The sequence below is a fragment of the Desulfosporosinus paludis genome, assembly GCF_045689965.1.
Lineage (GTDB): Bacteria > Bacillota > Desulfitobacteriia > Desulfitobacteriales > Desulfitobacteriaceae > Desulfosporosinus > Desulfosporosinus paludis.
The window spans coordinates 813,431-828,441 of sequence record NZ_CP144211.1; the positions used below are offsets into that span (position 1 = coordinate 813,431).

Consider the following 15,011-nt stretch of genomic DNA (forward strand, 5'->3'; position numbering starts at 1 on the left):
GATTATTCACCTTCTTTATATTCATAAAGACCGTAGCTCCTAGCCACATCAAGCATGGCCTGTATATGTTCGAAAGGTACTTTATTTCCTGTTTCACACCCTGTTGAAAGGATAAAGGCCGGGGTATAGCCTTTCATGGTGTCGATAGCCTCTGCGCAGGTTTGGTGAATCACATCCACAGGCCCAAAAAGAAGTTCATTAGCAGGATCTATATTACCAAGTATAAGCGCTCTTCCAGCAACCTTTTCCCGGGCAACGGCGAGATCGCATTTGTCGATACTGATCACGTCAGATCCGGTATCCGTCATCTTATCTACAATCTTGTGCGTTTTTCCGCAAATATGCAGCGGAACAAGTGCCTGGAGCTCGTGAGCAAGGTCTACAAGTTCTTTAATATAGGGGAAGGCGATTTTGTCAAACATCTTCGGGCTAAAAAGACTGCCTGAAGCAATGGGTTCCAGGATAATAGGCATAGCGCCATACTTGACAATTTCTCGAATGAAGTTTTTGCAGCTTTCGGTAGCCATTCTCAGGAGAGTATGGCAAAGCTCAGGGTTAGTGTAAGTATCACGGGCAAAAGCTTCTACTCCCCGCAGGGTGGCAGCGGTAGAAACCGGTCCGGAAAAGCAAACAGACATAAATACCTGGTCACCTACTTCTTTGTTGAGGATCTCCAGGGCTTCATAGTAAACAGGAAATTGGCCGTCACTTTTTTCCGCAACTTTGATTTTACTCAAATCTTCCTTGCTGTTGATCACAGGAGTTTCACAATTCGCAGGCTCATTTTCAGAGTAATCCAGTTCGGCCCCCATAGCTTCCGCAACATAAGAACAGTTCGTAAAGAGATAAATCAAATCATAGCCAAATTTTTTAAACGCCGCCAGATGTGCTTCAGCCATAACCTTGCCGTTAAGTTGAAATTCCTTGACGGTTTTGCCAATCAATTGAGCAGTATTGGTCGTGACAATAGGCATACAGATTATTCGATCGAGGGGTTTTCCAGCTAGAAGTGCCAGCACCCGTTCTTTAGGAGTCAGTATGTCCTCCCTTATTTGCATCTCAGGCCCTCCCCATTATTTCTTTGGCTTTTCTCACAGCTGAGCTGGCATCATTGGCGTAAAGATCAGCTCCGATTTTATCGCAGAAGGTCTGGGAAATAGGACCGCCGCCTATGAGAACTTTATATTTGTTCCGTATATTTCGTTCTTTTAAGCGATCTATAACAGTTTTCATGCCGTCCATTGTCGTGGTCATCAGCGTAGACATGCAAATCATATCGCTTTGAACCTCTTCAGCTTTTTCGATAAATTTGTCAAGAGGCACATCCCGTCCAAGATCGTATACTTCAAAACCGGAGGCTCCCGATAAAATCCGAACTAAATTTTTGCCGATATCATGAGTATCTCCTTCAACGACACCAATCACCATTTTGATCGGCTTCTCCAAAGAGCTTTTATCCAAGTGAGGCTGTACAACATCAAGACCGGCATTGAAAGCATCCGAGCACATCAGAACTTCAGGAAGAAAATATTCCTCTTCCTCATAGAGTCGACCGACCTCTTTCATCCCTGTGATTAAACCCTCTGTAATAGTTTGATAAGCCGGGATGTTCTGCTGCAGAGTTTCCTCCGTTAGTTCAGTAACCTTTTCAACTTCGAATTCTACCAGGGCATGTGAGATATTTTGAAATAATGTTTTTTTATCCAAGATGTTCCCTCCAAAAAACAAATTATTAATTCATTATATATTAACATAAGCAAAAAGGAATAGCATAGTATTTTTTCGTATCTCAATTAATACATCTTAAGGATAAAAAAGTGTATTCCCTATAAAAGCAGCTACACATAAAAATATCCTGCACCACAGATAACTTGAGTGCAGGAATAGTAATATCAACGATGTGGTAAAACTAAATCAACTCTCATTTAGACTATATCTAATGTATTAATTCTTTCCGATCGGCCGACTCTGGCATTCTTTCCAGCCAATTATTTTCTATCATGACATCCGTTCCAGAATTGCAATGTAGGGAGGTTAGGTTATATTACAGATTAATTTGTGCCTTAAGATAAACTTTGTGAGTTAAAACTGAATAAATACACCATGAAAGACGAAAAATAAATATAAAGGTCATCATTCTCATAAAGAGGTTGTTACTATGGATAACAGGCTAATATCTCGTTTTAAAGAATTTTATACTTTAGAAACATTTCAGGTGGCATTTTACAATGCTCAAGTAAACTCTGCTACGGATGAATACTATCGCAGAGCATTTGAGAAGATGGTGCAAATAGAGCAGGGACATGCCGATTATTTTGCCAATGAAATTGACAAAGCCAATGAAGAGGTTCCCTCTCTAGTGGGTTCTTTTTTTCAATTAGCGGGGAGTTTGCTCGGAGAATCCATAGAATCAATGGGTCAACATAATACTTGTAAATTGGGAGTGGCTCTGGAAAATGAGGCTATCAAAAAATATCATTCCTTGATTAAAGAGTGTACTGACAGGCATTATTTAATGTTCAAAAACACTTTAATGGAATATCTTCTCGATGAAGAATTTCATACACTATGGCTCAGAGACTACATGAATCATCACCCCAATTAAGCGGTTTAAATGAAGACGCATGCTAATATTCTCCGGCTTCTGCAGATCTTGGCTTTTATGCCATTCAGATGTCGGAGAATTTAGTACATAACCCTCTCTGCTTCCCTTAAGTTTCTTAAGGCAATCTATATTTATCTAAAGTAAGTTTCCTTCGCCGTTGAGTATATTAATTATTCTTGTAATTTGTTAAGTATTTAACATTTTACTTTTTTGTCCCGTGCTATGATGATAAAAAGCAAATCAAGCTGTTAGAACCAAACATCATGTGATAACGCAGCTCATTAAGGAGGTGATCATTAATTTGGAGGTGCGAATTGTTGCTTGCGGCATTTTCCAGCTCGAGCTTGAACGTATATTACAGGAGATCCGATCGGAGTGGGCGTCTGCCACTAAGATCAACGTTATCTACACAGCACCAGCTTTGCACGTTAATTATGCTGATCTAAGAGCCAACATTGTCAAGTCATTAGATGCTGCTGCAGAAGAAAAAATGGTACTTCTTTTCGGGTCTATGTGTCATCCAGAGATCAGTGAGTTTAAAGAGAACTATCCTGTCATTACGTTGCATGCTAAAAACTGTATTGAATTAATTCTAGGCACGAAGATGATGGATGATCTAGGTAATTTTTCCAACATTTTTTACATGACTCCAGGATGGCTGCAAAATTGGAAAAGAATTTTTAAACAGGCCCAAGGTTGGGACGAAATTGACGCAAGGCAAAATTTTGGTTTGTACGAAAAGATTCTGCTTCTAGACACTGGTGTATCTGAATTAAATGAAGAGGATATTTTGGAGTTTTTCGAGTACACACAGGTGCCGATTGAAATTGTAGAGGTTGAACTCTCTACTTTTAAAGAAAACGTCACGGAAACGTTAAAGAAAACATTCGCAAGTTAAGTTCTCACTGATGATCTGTTAACTTAAATTTTTAGTATTTAAACATAAAGAATTGAAGGAGTGGATTTACATGGTTATTACCCAGGAAGTTTTAGATGTGGTATCAAAGACTCCCTTTATCCCTATCACAACAGTTTCCTCTCATGGAGAACCGCACTTAATCGTGGTAGGAAAAGTCGCAGAAATCAGAGAAGATGATATACTAGGGTTTGGTATCTACAAGATGGAGGTTACCCAGCAGAACATCAAAGATAACGGAATCATGCAGGTCGTCATAGCGACTATGGAAAGTGGCCCTAAAGGCTTCCGACTTGAAGGGAAAGCGTGCGTTGAAGAGAAACTAGTTTTGTTTAAAGCAGAAAAGCTTGAAAAACTATTGTAAAATTAGCTAAACAATAATCCCGCTCATGCCAAAGCGGGATTATTGTTTAGCTAATTTTATTATATAGTGTTCATGGAGTTTTTTTGTTACACTTTACTTATTGCTGCTGTTACTTCAAGTGGAGGAGAAAAATGAAACGTTGCATCATATGCCTTCAGGAATTGGAGCTATTCCAGGGGCTAAAACGCGAGCAGATTACCGATTTATGTCAATGCACCCAAAGGAAACGATTGTCCAAGGGAGATTACCTTTACCATCAAGGAGAACTGACAAGAACCATATACCTGATAAAATCGGGGAAACTGAAACTAGTACAGACTGACCTGGATGGTCATAACAAAATTCTGGATGTATGCGGCCCAGGTGAAGTCCTCGGTGAAATGTCTCTCTATCAAGAACAAAATGAACATTCCAGCGCCATCGCCATGGAAGAGGTTTTTACCTGCTGTTTCAGCAAACTTCAATTTGAGGCGTTAATTAAGCAAGATCCTTCGTTTGCCTTGAGAATTATTAGTTATTTAGGACAAAAGCGTTATGAAACCATGTTGAAAGCAGGTAAGGAAACCGGACTACCTGTCAAAGAAAGATTGCTGCAACTTTTTTATCGCTTGGCTGAAGACTATGGGCAGAAAACACCGGCATCAACCTTGATAGACTTAAAAATTACCCAGCAGGAATTGGCGGATATGATAGGCTCTTCCCGTGTAATGGTTATTCAAGCCCTTAAAGAATTGAAAGCTGCCAATATAATCGGCCGAGAAAATAAGTATTTTGTTCTGTATAATGACCCTTGCATCAGTGTTCATTCGTTTGATTAAAATAATAGACAGACCTGAAAGCTTGAACAGGCCTGTCATTTTCTCATACGATAAGATTCCTTTTAAGGCTACCCTCTTCCACCGCGGAATGGTTCTTGGACATTTTGGACGCTTAGGACATTTTGACGAACAGTACGATACACTGGATAAGGTACTGCTTGAACATAGCCATACCCTGCACCATAGGAATCATAACCAGGATGCAAGCCAACTCCATAACCTTGCAAATGTCCATACCCAACATAATTGAAACCACCATAATTGGGAGCAAATCCATCATAACCTGCTTGCAGCCCTACTCCATGACCAAATAAATGTCCATATCCTGAACCACCACAAAATGGTATTTGGCACATAATTCATTCCTCCTAATATACGAGTTCATTTTCCAATAGTTCCCATTAATATAATATGGTTTTTGCTTTTATACGAAACTTGACCGCGCTACAAATACATAGGCAAAATTTTTCACTTAATTCCAAAAGTTATCCACTAATTTTCTGACTTGCTCAATAACCAAGTCAGAAAAAAGCCTCTCAACCAATTGTTAAGAGGCGCGCAGCCCGCAATTAAGGTAATAGCCTAAAACTCTGTGAAAAGATGAATCAGGCGCCAAATTTTTATTATTATTTCACTAATTTTAGCTTGCCTTGTTCCAATAAATTCTTGGCCTGCCCAATCGTTAACGGCAAACTATCCTTATCCAGCAAGCCATCACGAGCCAGCAATTCCACTAAATGCGCTACTCTTGGCAAGCGCAAGTCAATTTGACGAATAATCTCTTTATGGCTAAAGACCTCTTCGGTAGTACCGGCTAAAACAATTTCTCCCTTACTTAAAAGGAAAACCCGGTCAGCAAGCAAAGGAACAATATCTACATCATGGGTAGCAAAAATTAAAGTAATACCTAAATCTCGATTAATGGCATTAAGCAACTTAACTAGATTACTCACACCACGTGGGTCTAAGGCTGCAGTAGGTTCATCTAAAACCAAAACTTCCGGTCTCATCGCAAGTACGCTGGCTAAAGCAATTCGCTTTTTTTCGCCACCGCTTAGGTTATGAGGACTTTTAGATTCGTATCCTTGCATACCGACAACTTCTAAGGCCCAAGCAATAGCATCTTCTAATGCTTGGCCGGAAATACGCATGTTCATAAGGCCATAGGCGATCTCCTGACGAACTGATGAATTGAATAATTGGTCATCAGGGTCTTGGAAGACCATCCCAATGATTCGGCGGATCTCTGCTAAATTTTCTTTCTGCACTGGTAAGTTTTTGATTGTAACTGTACCGAATGTTGGTTGCAAAAGACCATTAAAAAGTTGAAACAACGTTGATTTTCCTGCCCCATTCGGCCCTAGAATGGCAATTCTTTCGCCCTTCCTTATGTTCAAAGATATATTCTTCAGTGCCTGGTGTCCATCATTATAGGTATAGCCGGCTTCCGCGATCTTGATAAGTTCCATGTCAATTCCCTTCTTAGCTAAATTATTACGTTCAGAACCACAAAGACTGCCAGAAAGCTAGCACCAACCAAACCGATCTGCCAATCTATTGTGGAAATCGGTACTGTGAAAAAATCAGCGCCAGTACTATCTTCGTTGTATCCTCTAGAAAGCATTGCTTTATAAATCCTGATACTGCGATCTAATGAATTCGTTAAAACATAGCCTGCCACTTTACCAATGTCTCGCGCTTGTCGCAGCCATGAACTATTGCCACCCATCCGGCTCAATTGTGCCCGCCTCATGTTGTGGCTTGTTTCTGTTAAAATGAAAACATAGCGATACATCATGGCGGCAAGATCAACCATTAGACCAGGAACTTTACATAGGCGTAAGGTTTCCAGAATTTCGATCATGGGTGTACTAAACGAGAGAACACTGCCCAAAGTCACTGCCGCCATAATGCGGAGTAATATAAGAAAACCTAACTCTAAGCCTTCTTGATAGCCGGTGAGCCTAAATGATTCGAAAGAAATAACGAATAATGCATGACTGCCATTAGTGAAGATTAGACTGAGAAACACTAACCATGCTATCCCAAAGGGGATAGAAAGGCGGATGACCAAGTGCCGCCATGGCTGCTGAAGAGCATGAAAAGAAGCTAGGGCGGCCAGCCAAAGGCCGGCGACCAGATACCAATGAGTGAGAAGAGTTGAGACAATGATGGCACTTAAAAATAATACGGTTTTAACCCGGCCATCCCAACGATGCAGCGGGCTATCAGCGGCGGCAATTTTATCTAAAACAGCCAATTCCATGATCATTCCACCTCTAGGGATTATTCTTCTTTTTTAGGGGTACCGAAAAGTTTTTCCCAATGGTGACCGACGATTAAACCAGCAAAAAAGTTGGCAACAGAAAAGGCTCCCACTTGAGCATCACCCGGTAATTCTGCGAAAGGATGATGTTGTCCTTTGGTTACGTCCGTGGCTAGAGTGTTTACTAAATCGTCTGTTCCACCGGCCTCCATCTGATGACTTGCCATATACTTACCGGCACCAAAAATGAAAAGCAACATCACAAACATTATTGAGAGCATAACCTTAGTAAAAGTGTCAAACCATTTAATTTGCTGGTTAGATGTCTGTTTTTTAGTTGCCAATGACATTAGGTTTCACCTCCCGGTCTGATTTTTGGCGAAACTTAATCCCTGGCAGCAAGTCAGGCCGGCGATTAACCATAACTTGAAGAACTGCTGCGGTAAAGACAGCTTCAGCAATGGCTAAAGGCAGCTGAGTTGGACCATATCCCATAAAAAAGATCATCCATTGCTTTACCAATGGAACATTGCCGTGCAGACTGAGGGCAAGTTCAAAAGCGCTGACCAAATATGTAATAATGTCTCCTACAAAGCCGGCCACTCCAGCCGCAAGCCAGAGAGGGCATTTCAGGCGGCGTAAGAATTTCCAGCTTAACCACCCGGAAATGCCTCCACAAATCCCCATGGAAAAGGTGTTGGCTCCAATTGTGGTAATGCCGCCATGCCCCAAAAAAATAGCCTGAAAAAAGAGTACAATTGCCGAAATCACAGCGGTAGCTAAAGGCCCAACGATAATCGCAGCCAACGGTGTCCCACAAGGGTGGGAACAGGAACCCGTGACTGGCACAGGCAGATGCATGCACGAGATAATAAATACTCCTACACCAGTCATAGCTAAGAATGGTTTGTAAGATAAATTTTCCTGGACTTTCTTCTTAATTTCTCGTATGCCAGGAACTACAAATAAAGTAGTCGCGGCATACCATGAACTCCATGCTAAAGGCGATAGAATCCCATCTTCAATATGCATAGCAAGAACCTCCAAAAAATGTCGTTGATTTACTAAAAAAGAACTCTTCCGTCCAAATTAAACATAAAAAAACCCTTCACCAACAGAAGGGTTAGAAGTTCAACCAGTTTCCGGTAAATTTACCACGAACACAGTAAAACACCTCCCTAACATCCCGTAGGTAGTTTGACTCCGGAACAAGCAGGTCTCCTGGCTCAAGATCATCATTAACTTACGTCTTCCCGGTTATTATCCAGTGACACTATGTAAGTTAACTCCCTATTACAGTGGCGGGCACCGCGTCAGCTTTAACTGACTTCCCTTTTCAATTCTATTCCTCAGAAAAGAATCACTTATTCGCGATTATTAACTTACACTCATGCTAACATAAACAATCTAATCTGTCCAGAACAATTTGAAAAATTGCCATAACTATAATTCTTCGAATTTTATAATAGTCAGCGGAAGCAGTTTCTACATGATTCTTAATTAGGATATCTATTAAAACAAACCCATACTTATGCTAGTTTTTCATACTCTGAGAACATAAAGGGAGTATCGCCAAACTACTCTCTATTTACTAGTAGTTTGCAATACCCCTTTACAAAAGTTCTACCGTTATGACTTTATCCAGACTCCTCTGAAATCGCTCATTTTCATACTTCGTAATGCTATTTTAGCAGCATAAAGTCCTTCATATTAGTAATTTCTTTCAAGCACTTCAAAATAAGCTTTAGGATGAGCGCAAACCGGGCATACTTCAGGTGCCTCAGTTCCTTCATGAATATGACCGCAGTTCCTGCATTTCCAATAGAACTTGCCATCCTTTTTAAACACTTTACCTTGTTCCAGATTCTCTAAGAGCCGTTTATAACGTTCCTCATGTTCTTTCTCTATTCTGGCCACCCCTTCAAATAATAGGGCGATATCTTCAAATCCTTCTTCTCTGGCATCGGCGGCCATTTTCGGATACATATCAGTCCATTCGCTATATTCTCCTGCTGCGGCTGCTTTCAAATTGTCCATGGTATTGGAAATTCCGCTGAGTTTTTTAAACCAAATCTTAGCGTGTTCTTTCTCATTTTCTGCAGTTTCTAGGAAAAGAGCCGCAATTTGCTCATACCCTTCTTTTTTAGCAACTGAGGAAAAATAGGTATATTTGTTGCGGGCTTGAGATTCTCCCGCGAAAGCATCCATTAAATTCTTTTCCGTCTTAGTTCCTTTTAAATCTTTCATTGTCAGTCCTCCATAGTTACTTGATAATTTTCCACAGCCCATGTAAGTTACAGTACTCTCTAACTTCTAAAACTTCCTCCGCCTTGACTGAAAACTCTGCAGCAGGCTTTTGTCCAGGTACTAGCTCCGCTCGAACTACTTGATCTTTGGTCAAGACTTCAATAAATCGTATTGAATGTTTCTCTTCCATCGGATGTTCAACGCTGCCTACTTTAACCAAAATTCCGTCACCCGAAGTTTCCATGACAGGCACATGTTTTTCTTTACCTGTATCTTCCCCTTTAGCTTCAAGCTTTTCCATCGGCTGATTGCAGCAAACTAAGGCCGAAGCCCCTTGATGAACAACCTCGATCACATTGCCGCAGACACTGCATTTAAATAACTCTCGAAGTTTCGTCATTTCTAATCCCTCCATAAACATTATTAAGACTTCTTACTAATCATCCTGGAATTTTAAATCTGATTGTTCCTAGTTTTCAAGGGGTTCAAATTGATCTTTAGCAACACCGCATGTAGGGCAAACCCAATCTTCTGGGATATCTTCAAATGGAGTTCCTGGGGCAATCCCAGAATCCGGATCGCCAAGGGTTGGATCGTAAACGTATCCACATACCGAACATTGATATTTCTTCATTTTCGTTCCTCCTAATTTATAGGCTATCCTTTGGATCTGAATAAGTTTTTAGCTTGGTCATATTTTATAATTATTTTAATTATAAATCAAGTAGAAATTTCCGAGAATATTCGACATTTTGCGACCAATAAAAGGGACAGCTTGGTTTATCCAATATCTTCTTGGTTTTCTTGGTATTAATTTCAAGACATATACCTTTCCAAGATGGTTAGATTATAAAGAAACTATAAGCTATGAATTTATGAACTCTCTATTAAAGAATCTTTAATCACTGAACATAACCCCTAATGATCTTTAGGTTTATAAAGGAGGATGGTTGGATGCGTAAAATAAGCGATAGTATTCTGCTTGGTTTTGCGGCAGGCATGTTGGGTGCTCTCCCCGGAAGGCTTCTAAATAAAGTTGAGTTTAAATTCGGATTAACGGATTCAAGATACAAAGAAATGGCAGCAATCCCTTTTGTAAAAAAAGGGACATAAATAAACCATCCGGAAAGAACGTCGGAAAAATTGCCAATAGTTTATTAGCCTCTGTCGTTGGGGTCAGTACTACATATTTACTCTAGAAGACTGGTCGTGACTACGCGATCTTAAAAGGTATGGGTATCACAGCATTTACATGGCTCGGATTTTATAGTTTAAGTACTCAAACACATATGCGAAAAAGCAAGAAACCGCTGACTGCTCTTTTGAGTTTTGGGGATCATTTAATCTTTGGCGCAGTTACAGCGACTCTGGTTTCAAAATTAGGTGATGATAGTCTTTTTCCAAGTAATAAACAGGCTGATAAAAATTATCAGGACGAAGCCACTATTCAACATCAATTGAGAAACAATACTCTACACGTTATTCCTCAGCCCAGCCTTGAAGAACGTCAATATTACGTAATGGATTGAACATTCTAGTTCCAGCTTACTCATAGCTTACCTCTGAGTATTAGCAGCAATTTATTAACTTCATTGGTATTGTTGATAAGCGACGTAGAGCAACGTCGCTTTTTCTCTATTTAGAGTTAAGCATAAACTATAAAATGTATTTAACAGTCATGAACCACCTTGAATATAGTATGCAATAGAAAACTTAGGCCTGCATAACTATATAAGGGCTGGTGATAGAGTGGATCTAATTAACCAAGTTTATAATAGTCCCTTTAAATATCCTGATGAGAGGGGAAATTTCCCTGACGGGTGGGATAAATACGGCGGAGATCTTGCGACGAGTTGGAAATGGTTAGGAGAAGAAGGGGAAAACCGAGCCATAGAAATTGCGCATCCAGGTGGTCCAAGGGCGGGAATTATTCAGACGGTCAATGTACCGGTACAAGCAGGAGAAAACCAACGTTGGGAACTCCAAATAATACTTAATACCGAGCCAACCGGTATACCTGCCTATGCTAAAATTTATCTTGGAGCTGTTCAACAACTCGTTTTTTCTTTTACTCCTGATTCTGAACCTAAGACCTTTAATAAAGTATTTGCAACCCCACCGGGGACGACAGCTCTTCGGATTGAGGTAGGTATCTTTGGTCAGGGCAGTCTTATAATCCATGATATCAGTGCATACCGTCTTTATCCTTTGCGAGTTTTAAGACTTGATGATAAAGGACAAGTATATGTTCGACATGTAGAATCAGTCGGTCAGATTCAAGGTATTGTACCTGTAAAAATTATGGGCCCTGTTCCGCCGGTAAACGTAGATGTTCACGCTGAGGTAACCAATGATATTAGGGATTTGACCCCAGCTACAGATGGAGTAAGAGTCTATAGCAGTTCAGGTAACTCTATTTTATCCTCCCCAGATGGTTCAATGCTCGTCCGAATTGCTGGGAGAAACTTTACAGATTATGTGGAAAATGTAAGGGCGTCTTTCACTCCGCAGCCTAGTCTAGCCAGGGATGTTTCTAATTATAGTGTTTATTCTTTTGCGGTTTTGAATATGGGGTCCGATACAGTTCAAATGAATCTTGAGGTAAGCCCTGAAGGAACAGTCTGGTCCGTAGATACGCAAGCACAAACTGTTGCCCCCAGAGAGTTATTGGTTCTGACACCGAATAAGTTCTTGCGCTTTAACCGTTTGGTATATCAAGCCAGCACACCGACTCCTTTAACGATTTGGTTTCAAGGGCAGAGCTAGTCTTCCCAGCGAATTAAACGGGGTTTTGGAGCGAGGATTGATTCATATTGTTCTTTTATTCCATACAAAGCCTGTGGGTCAAGTTCTTTGTAACGATAATATTTTTTTAGTCGATCTTCTGCTTTTTGCCAGCCTAAGTGTTTGACTCTCAACTCGCTGATTGCACCGTTGAAATCTGCAATATTTAAAGGGAAACGTCCGCAATGCTGAGGAGTTTCTTGCCACTTCTCTCTAAAATCAGGCATCTTTCTGACGATCAATGGTCGGTAAATTTTATGAGCTTGCCAATACTGATCTTCACGATAATAGTTAGTGCTCCACATATCATAAAGGCGGAAGGAGAAAACATCGATTCCCCGGGCATTTTCCAAAAGTTGAGGAAGTCCACTAACAGCCTTTGGTTCGAAAATCTCATCAGCATCTAAAATTAGAATCCACTCACATTCGGAGGAAATGGCCTGCTGCCAAAGTTTTTTTCTCAAAGTTACTTCATTACTAAATCCTGTTACTGTCTGGGATATGATGCGATGGGGAGTTTCGGCAAGAATTTTTTCACAGAGTTCTACGGTATTATCCTCGCTGGCATCATCCAAGATAATGACATAGTCAGCAAATTGTTTAGCCTGAGTTAAAACCTGTTCAAGATAACGCCCTGCTTCATTGCGGACAAGCATTGCCAGTGTTAACAAATGACTTGTACTCTTTATATAGACCGTCGGCCGATCATGAAGTTTGGACTTAAAGGCAATTAGATTTTGTAATTCCGATTCACGGTAAATATGAAAGGGAGGAAAATGAGTATCAGCATAGAGCTCAAAACCTAAAGCAACAGCTCGAATACAAAAATGCCGATCCTCTCCAATAAACCCCATATTATAGATTTCTTTAAAAGATACACCTGCTTGTAAAGCTTTATAGCTAAGGAGCGTACAAGCACCAAGTCCTCCTACCTTATAAGTCCCAGGTACTTTTAGCATTTCAAGAAATTCACGAGTTCTTTTAGTTTTTTCTTGATCATTGAGCTCTTCTTCGCGTTCTGTAGCAAAGAGACGATACTGATCTCCCACCCAGACTTGAGGAAGCGGGGGTAATGCGGGCTCCCAGCGAGTCCAGAAGACTTCTGAGACAATATCCCTACCTAAGCTGACCAGATGGGTCAACGTTTGTGGCTGAAGATAAAGATCTGAATCTACAAGGAAGAGATAATCATAACCTCCCTCAAGTGCTAAAGCGATGAAGCGATTCTTAAATTCGGCTACCTTCCAGATGAGGTTTTCCTTCCAACGATGGGTGGTTTCATCACAAATATAAGTGTCCTTCCAAGTTTCAGTTAAGATTGAAACATTCTCTTTCCCCTCTTGGTACTCCCGAAGAAGGTTATGATCATTATCGTCATCAATGAAGAGCATGTCTAAAGAAATTCCCTTGAGCATTAGTTGATCTAGGGAATCTAAGAATTCCTGGAGAATTTCCTTCTTTTGTTTGACAGGGCTCGCTAATAACACTCGTTTCAAAAATTCCGCCTCCTTTAGTGCTCAGAAGGGGTATAAGAATTCAAGACTACCTTAATATAAAGGAACAGAAGTTTTCTAATTAGAATCCTAGACTTTTCTAGAGAAGAGGTTAAGTTTAAACGAAAGGTTCTTCTGAACAATACTCCCGTAACGTTTAATTCCTTGACCGTAAGAATTAATAGACTCTTCAGCATTTCATCCATACCCTTCAAAGAAACCAGGCTCTCCAGGTTTTCCTGCAGCTCCGTAAATAAAAAAGCCAATTCCTTCAGGCTCTCATCGCTCATCGGATCGACTATTTTTTGATAAGCGCAGAACAGCAAGAGGATTGGGGCTAAAGCACGGTATTCGCCTTCCTTGTCTTTTACCTGTCCGTATAGACTGAGCATCCTTTCCCAAGATATAAACTGGCTCACCTCTGGAAGTTTAAAAATTCCAGAGGATTTTTGCCATAAGCCGATAATTTGACACAAAGGATACAAATCATCAGGAGCTAATTTAAGACCACACAGATAGAAATCTAAAGCGGTTAGATTTTTATCATATGCGAAATCATCCCGAAGGTTGGCGAGATCACCGAGTAAAGCGTACAATCTCGAGGTAGGAATGATATTAACTTCACCGGTCTCAAGTCCGGACAGCAAATCTTTCGAGGCCTGTTCGTAGTTATTTAACCCAAAATTCGCCAAACCACTTAATATTAGAAGATCCGGGTTAAAGGGCATCATGCCCATGGATTGATCCACAAAATCACGCAGCTTCTCCCACTCTGCCAGTTTTAGGTATCCAGAGCCGATCGCTAAGAGGGTATCGTTAAAATAGCCCTCCCAACCCAACATTAAGCTAAGAGCGGTCCGCAAACAATTCAAGCCTTCTTCAATATTGCCTTCTTGATAATATTCAAGGCCTAAACAATACCACAAAAAATTATCCTTCTGATTATTGTCGAGATGCTTCCGAAGGATTCGCATATTACGGGGGATTTTTTCTTTCCGCGAGACAATGCTCTCGGAATAGCCACGATGCTTCAGAGTAAGCTCGGATGACAGCAGGCACTCTCTTCCACGATATCGCAGAATACTTGGAACAATTTGCTCATGGATAGCGCCCTCAAAGATATATTCAGGCTTGTTGCGAAACAAACGAACGACCTGATCCCTGCTTAATTCAGCCCCATCTTCTCTTATATTGATAATGTTCAGAAAATAACCCTCTGCTGCTTCGTCATTAAGCAGATCACTAAAATATTGCTGACTTACAGGCTCCAAGACCTCATCGGCATCCAGAACCAGGATCCATGGACATGAAGCCTGGAGCAAGGAAAAATTGCGGGCCCGGGCAAAATCGTCTTCCCAGGCGAACTTCAGAAGTTTGCCACCTTCAGCCAATACCAGTTCAGGGGTTTGGTCCGTTGACCCTGTGTCAACGACAATAATTTCTTGTACTAAATTTTTGACACTTTCTAAACACGCTGAAATAGAATCTTCCTCATTTTTAGTAATCATACATAAACTT

The 15,011-nt window shown here is 40.7% G+C and carries 19 protein-coding genes and 1 riboswitch; of the genes, 7 read left to right on the plus strand and 12 right to left on the minus strand.

The genetic code is table 11. The annotated features are described in order from the left end of the window. Positions 1 to 2: 2 nt before the first annotated feature. Together VZF35_RS04260 and VZF35_RS04265 are read right to left on the minus strand one after the other, a co-directional pair. Positions 3 to 1,058: a uroporphyrinogen decarboxylase family protein gene (locus tag VZF35_RS04260; RefSeq protein WP_407311296.1), complete on the minus strand. Its 1,056-nt coding sequence runs from the start codon at positions 1,056 to 1,058 to the stop codon at positions 3 to 5. A 1-nt stretch (position 1,059) separates the two neighbouring features. Further along, complete coding sequence (locus VZF35_RS04265; protein WP_407311298.1) at positions 1,060 to 1,707, minus strand: corrinoid protein; 648 nt, start codon at positions 1,705 to 1,707, stop codon at positions 1,060 to 1,062. Between the two features lie 451 nt (positions 1,708 to 2,158). On the opposite strand from VZF35_RS04265, the gene VZF35_RS04270 reads away from it, so the two are divergent. The 4 genes from VZF35_RS04270 to VZF35_RS04285 all read left to right on the plus strand — a co-directional run bounded on the left by VZF35_RS04270 (position 2,159) and on the right by VZF35_RS04285 (position 4,703). Next, positions 2,159 to 2,605, plus strand: coding sequence for a demethoxyubiquinone hydroxylase family protein (locus tag VZF35_RS04270; protein ID WP_407311300.1), 447 nt, complete (start codon positions 2,159 to 2,161; stop codon positions 2,603 to 2,605). Between the two features lie 307 nt (positions 2,606 to 2,912). Beyond that, entirely contained in the window at positions 2,913 to 3,503 is a 591-nt protein-coding gene (locus VZF35_RS04275; RefSeq protein WP_407314456.1) for a DUF1638 domain-containing protein, read from the plus strand. Between the two features lie 70 nt (positions 3,504 to 3,573). Next, complete coding sequence (locus VZF35_RS04280; protein ID WP_407311302.1) at positions 3,574 to 3,885, plus strand: pyridoxamine 5'-phosphate oxidase family protein; 312 nt, start codon at positions 3,574 to 3,576, stop codon at positions 3,883 to 3,885. Between the two features lie 131 nt (positions 3,886 to 4,016). After that, a complete protein-coding gene (locus tag VZF35_RS04285; protein WP_407311304.1) occupies positions 4,017 to 4,703 on the plus strand; it encodes a Crp/Fnr family transcriptional regulator in 687 nt (228 codons plus the stop codon). A gap of 68 nt (positions 4,704 to 4,771) precedes the next feature. Here the strand turns inward: VZF35_RS04285 and VZF35_RS04290 are convergent, their stop codons facing one another. From VZF35_RS04290 to rd, 8 genes are all read right to left on the minus strand, one after another. Beyond that, entirely contained in the window at positions 4,772 to 5,059 is a 288-nt protein-coding gene (locus VZF35_RS04290) for a hypothetical protein (protein WP_407311306.1), read from the minus strand. A gap of 270 nt (positions 5,060 to 5,329) precedes the next feature. Further along, positions 5,330 to 6,172, minus strand: a complete 843-nt coding sequence (locus tag VZF35_RS04295; protein ID WP_407311308.1) for an energy-coupling factor ABC transporter ATP-binding protein — start codon at positions 6,170 to 6,172, stop codon at positions 5,330 to 5,332. A gap of 17 nt (positions 6,173 to 6,189) precedes the next feature. Then, on the minus strand, positions 6,190 to 6,969 hold the full coding sequence (cbiQ, locus tag VZF35_RS04300; protein WP_407311310.1) for a cobalt ECF transporter T component CbiQ: 780 nt from the start codon (positions 6,967 to 6,969) through the stop codon (positions 6,190 to 6,192). Positions 6,970 to 6,989: 20 nt separating this feature from the next. After that, positions 6,990 to 7,319 (minus strand): hypothetical protein, encoded by a 330-nt coding sequence (locus VZF35_RS04305; protein WP_407311312.1) that lies wholly within the window; start codon positions 7,317 to 7,319, stop codon positions 6,990 to 6,992. Further along, positions 7,303 to 8,001, minus strand: a complete 699-nt coding sequence (locus VZF35_RS04310; RefSeq protein ID WP_407311314.1) for an energy-coupling factor ABC transporter permease — start codon at positions 7,999 to 8,001, stop codon at positions 7,303 to 7,305. Before VZF35_RS04310 ends, VZF35_RS04305 begins: the two co-directional genes overlap by 17 nt. A gap of 161 nt (positions 8,002 to 8,162) precedes the next feature. Beyond that, positions 8,163 to 8,352: riboswitch (cobalamin riboswitch) on the minus strand. A 327-nt stretch (positions 8,353 to 8,679) separates the two neighbouring features. Beyond that, positions 8,680 to 9,216, minus strand: coding sequence for a rubrerythrin (gene rbr / locus VZF35_RS04315; protein WP_407311316.1), 537 nt, complete (start codon positions 9,214 to 9,216; stop codon positions 8,680 to 8,682). 16 nt (positions 9,217 to 9,232) lie between these two features. After that, complete coding sequence (locus VZF35_RS04320; protein WP_407311318.1) at positions 9,233 to 9,616, minus strand: desulfoferrodoxin; 384 nt, start codon at positions 9,614 to 9,616, stop codon at positions 9,233 to 9,235. 69 nt (positions 9,617 to 9,685) lie between these two features. Continuing rightward, positions 9,686 to 9,850 (minus strand): rubredoxin, encoded by a 165-nt coding sequence (gene rd, locus VZF35_RS04325; protein WP_407311320.1) that lies wholly within the window; start codon positions 9,848 to 9,850, stop codon positions 9,686 to 9,688. A 320-nt stretch (positions 9,851 to 10,170) separates the two neighbouring features. Between rd and VZF35_RS04330 the strand changes: the two genes are divergently transcribed. From VZF35_RS04330 to VZF35_RS04340, 3 genes are all read left to right on the plus strand, one after another. After that, positions 10,171 to 10,329: a hypothetical protein gene (locus tag VZF35_RS04330; RefSeq protein WP_407311322.1), complete on the plus strand. Its 159-nt coding sequence runs from the start codon at positions 10,171 to 10,173 to the stop codon at positions 10,327 to 10,329. A gap of 119 nt (positions 10,330 to 10,448) precedes the next feature. After that, the gene (locus VZF35_RS04335; protein WP_407311324.1) at positions 10,449 to 10,745 is read left to right on the plus strand and encodes a hypothetical protein; all 297 of its coding nucleotides are present in this window, start codon (positions 10,449 to 10,451) and stop codon (positions 10,743 to 10,745) included. A gap of 220 nt (positions 10,746 to 10,965) precedes the next feature. Next, positions 10,966 to 11,982: a DUF6385 domain-containing protein gene (locus VZF35_RS04340; protein WP_407311326.1), complete on the plus strand. Its 1,017-nt coding sequence runs from the start codon at positions 10,966 to 10,968 to the stop codon at positions 11,980 to 11,982. Here the strand turns inward: VZF35_RS04340 and VZF35_RS04345 are convergent. Both VZF35_RS04345 and VZF35_RS04350 read right to left on the minus strand, forming a co-directional pair. After that, on the minus strand, positions 11,979 to 13,496 hold the full coding sequence (locus VZF35_RS04345) for a glycosyltransferase (protein ID WP_407311328.1): 1,518 nt from the start codon (positions 13,494 to 13,496) through the stop codon (positions 11,979 to 11,981). The genes VZF35_RS04340 and VZF35_RS04345 overlap by 4 nt on opposite strands. A 14-nt stretch (positions 13,497 to 13,510) precedes the next feature. Next, complete coding sequence (locus VZF35_RS04350; protein WP_407311330.1) at positions 13,511 to 15,001, minus strand: glycosyltransferase; 1,491 nt, start codon at positions 14,999 to 15,001, stop codon at positions 13,511 to 13,513. Between the last annotated feature and the right edge of the window lie 10 nt (positions 15,002 to 15,011).

Excerpts from the sequence above, each read along its gene's own strand:
- VZF35_RS04260 (WP_407311296.1), bottom strand. The coding sequence starts at position 1,058 with ATGCAAATAAGGGAGGACATACTGACTCCTAAAGAACGGGTGCTGGCA.
- VZF35_RS04270 (WP_407311300.1), top strand. The coding sequence starts at position 2,159 with ATGGATAACAGGCTAATATCTCGTTTTAAAGAATTTTATACTTTAGAA.
- VZF35_RS04280 (WP_407311302.1), top strand. The coding sequence starts at position 3,574 with ATGGTTATTACCCAGGAAGTTTTAGATGTGGTATCAAAGACTCCCTTT.
- VZF35_RS04285 (WP_407311304.1), top strand. The coding sequence starts at position 4,017 with ATGAAACGTTGCATCATATGCCTTCAGGAATTGGAGCTATTCCAGGGG.
- VZF35_RS04290 (WP_407311306.1), bottom strand. The coding sequence starts at position 5,059 with ATGTGCCAAATACCATTTTGTGGTGGTTCAGGATATGGACATTTATTT.
- VZF35_RS04295 (WP_407311308.1), bottom strand. The coding sequence starts at position 6,172 with ATGGAACTTATCAAGATCGCGGAAGCCGGCTATACCTATAATGATGGA.
- cbiQ (WP_407311310.1), bottom strand. The coding sequence starts at position 6,969 with ATGGAATTGGCTGTTTTAGATAAAATTGCCGCCGCTGATAGCCCGCTG.
- VZF35_RS04305 (WP_407311312.1), bottom strand. The coding sequence starts at position 7,319 with ATGTCATTGGCAACTAAAAAACAGACATCTAACCAGCAAATTAAATGG.
- VZF35_RS04310 (WP_407311314.1), bottom strand. The coding sequence starts at position 8,001 with ATGCATATTGAAGATGGGATTCTATCGCCTTTAGCATGGAGTTCATGG.
- rbr (WP_407311316.1), bottom strand. The coding sequence starts at position 9,216 with ATGAAAGATTTAAAAGGAACTAAGACGGAAAAGAATTTAATGGATGCT.
- VZF35_RS04320 (WP_407311318.1), bottom strand. The coding sequence starts at position 9,616 with ATGACGAAACTTCGAGAGTTATTTAAATGCAGTGTCTGCGGCAATGTG.
- rd (WP_407311320.1), bottom strand. The coding sequence starts at position 9,850 with ATGAAGAAATATCAATGTTCGGTATGTGGATACGTTTACGATCCAACC.
- VZF35_RS04330 (WP_407311322.1), top strand. The coding sequence starts at position 10,171 with ATGCGTAAAATAAGCGATAGTATTCTGCTTGGTTTTGCGGCAGGCATG.
- VZF35_RS04335 (WP_407311324.1), top strand. The coding sequence starts at position 10,449 with ATGGGTATCACAGCATTTACATGGCTCGGATTTTATAGTTTAAGTACT.
- VZF35_RS04350 (WP_407311330.1), bottom strand. The coding sequence starts at position 15,001 with ATGATTACTAAAAATGAGGAAGATTCTATTTCAGCGTGTTTAGAAAGT.